Below are 2,040 nucleotides of genomic sequence, written 5' to 3' on the forward strand. Positions count from 1 at the left end.
CGCAGGGATGCGCTCTGAAGTTTTTCTGGTTCTCTTTGTTCACAAAGAGAACAGTACCCTCCTGGACAAAGACACGAAAAACGAATGAATAGAAAGTATATGGAACAAAAATAGGTAAATTCAGTGGAAAAGCCCGGTTTGTTTCGGAAAAAGCGTTATCTTTGTATTTCAGAAACTAAATTCTGAATTGACATGCTGAAAAGTACGCCCGCCCGCCTGATTTTGGAGGATGGTACGCAATTCGACGGCTTCTCGTTCGGTGCAGATCGGTCTGTATCGGGGGAAGTCGTTTTTTCTACCGCCATGACCGGGTATCCGGAGAGTTTGACCGACCCGTCGTATTCGGGACAGATTCTGGTGCTCACCTATCCGTTGATCGGGAACTACGGCGTGCCGGACACTTCGGTTTTAGACGAAGTCACAGGTTTGCCCAAATTCTTCGAATCCGACCGGATACACATCAAGGGGCTCGTTATCAGCGACTACTCGTTTCAGCATAGCCATTGGAACGCCATCAAAAGTTTGTCCGACTGGCTTAAGGAGAATGAGGTGCCGGGGATCTTCGGCGTCGATACCAGAGAAATCACGAAAATCATACGCGAACGGGGGGTGATGCTGGGGAAATTGGTGCAGGAGACCGATTACGCATCGGCAGATGCTATGCCGTTCCATAACCCGAACGCCGAGAATTTGGTGGCGGCGGTCTCGTGCAAGGATACCATCACCTATACCAATCCGGAGGCGAAGCGACGGATCGTGCTGGTGGACTGCGGGTGTAAGTACAACATCATCCGGTGCTTGTATACACGGAATGCCACTGTTGTTCGGGTGCCGTGGGACTACGATTTCAGCACCTTGGACTACGACGGGGTGATGCTCAGTAATGGGCCGGGCGATCCGGCGCTGTGCGGGGCCACGATTGCCAATATCAAGAAGGCTATGGCGACCAAATCTGGGAAGCCGATCTTCGGGATTTGCCTCGGGAACCAGCTTTTGAGCTGGGCCGCGGGGGCGACCACTTATAAGCTGAAATATGGACACCGGTCGCATAACCAGCCGGCGTTGGAAGTGGGAACCGATCGGGCCGTGATTACCTCTCAGAACCACGGCTATGCCGTCGATCCGACGGGGTTGGGAGAGGGTTGGGAACCGTATTTCGTCAACCTCAACGACAACACCATCGAGGGGATCAGACACCGGACTCTGCCCTTCTTCAGCGTGCAGTTCCACCCGGAGGCCACCAGCGGGCCGGTGGATACCGAGTACCTTTTCGACCGTTTCATCGAGTTAATCGACCAATACAAGAACAAATAGAGTCATGGCAGACAACAGCATAAAAAAAGTCGTCCTCCTGGGTTCGGGGGCATTGAAGATCGGCGAAGCGGGCGAGTTCGACTACTCGGGCTCCCAGGCCCTCAAGGCGCTCAAGGAGGAGGGGATCGAAACCATTCTGATCAACCCGAATATCGCCACGGTGCAGACCAGCGATGGGATTGCGGACAAGGTCTATTTTCTGCCGGTGACGCCGGATTTCGTCGAGGACGTGATTGCCAAGGAGCGGCCGGAAGGGATTCTGCTCGCGTTCGGTGGACAGACCGCTCTGAACTGCGGCGTACAGCTCTATAAGCGGGGGATTTTGGAGAAATATAATGTGCGGGTGCTCGGGACGCCGGTGCAGGCGATCATGGATACCGAGGATCGGGATCTGTTTGTCCGTAAATTGGACGAAATTGACGTCAAAACCATTAAGAGCGAGGCGGTTACCACGGTAGAGGATGCCAAGCGGGTGGCGAACGAACTGGGGTATCCGGTGATTATTCGCGCCGCTTATACTTTGGGGGGGCTGGGCTCGGGTTTTTGCGATACGGATGCGGAGCTGGAACAGCTGGCGGCAAAGGCGTTCACCTACTCGCCGCAGATTCTGGTCGAAAAGTCGCTCAAAGGCTGGAAAGAGGTCGAATACGAGGTGGTGCGGGACAAGTACGACAACTGTATTACGGTTTGTAATATGGAGAACTTCGACCCGCTGGGGATTCACAC

At 54.0% G+C, this 2,040-nt stretch carries 1 protein-coding gene and 1 pseudogene; both read left to right on the top strand.

Annotation, left to right across the window (positions count from 1 at the left end):
• Positions 1–192: 192 nt before the first annotated feature.
• Positions 193–1,314, top strand: a complete 1,122-nt coding sequence (gene carA, locus Q9S52_RS10660; protein ID WP_304709094.1) for a glutamine-hydrolyzing carbamoyl-phosphate synthase small subunit — start codon at positions 193–195, stop codon at positions 1,312–1,314.
• A 4-nt stretch (positions 1,315–1,318) separates the two neighbouring features.
• Positions 1,319–2,040, top strand: a pseudogene (locus Q9S52_RS10665) (ATP-grasp domain-containing protein); the annotation flags it as partial.

It is taken from the genome of uncultured Rikenella sp., assembly GCF_948810725.1.
Taxonomy (GTDB): domain Bacteria; phylum Bacteroidota; class Bacteroidia; order Bacteroidales; family Rikenellaceae; genus Rikenella.